Below are 217 nucleotides of genomic sequence, written 5' to 3' on the forward strand. Positions count from 1 at the left end.
CTGATTTGCTGAAGCAGATAAATAGAAATCCAATGTAAAGCGGAATCCAAAGCGCCAGATCTTCTAATGGGGAATACGGACTAATTATTCCCATCCCGGCGTAGGCTATAAATAAGATGTAGGCTATTAAAGAGATCTCTTTGTGGCGCTTCGGGAAAAGTCCAAAGACAACATGTCCACCATCTAATTGTCCGATTGGAAGTAGATTCAACGCAGT

At 41.9% G+C, this 217-nt stretch carries 1 protein-coding gene; it reads right to left on the bottom strand.

The annotated features are described in order from the left end of the window. The coding region (locus ACM615_RS23965; RefSeq protein WP_431012638.1) for a hypothetical protein at positions 1 to 217 on the bottom strand (217 nt) is incomplete at both ends.

The organism is Rahnella sp. PAMC25617 (assembly GCF_050606005.1).
Classification (GTDB): domain Bacteria; phylum Pseudomonadota; class Gammaproteobacteria; order Enterobacterales; family Enterobacteriaceae; genus Rahnella; species Rahnella variigena.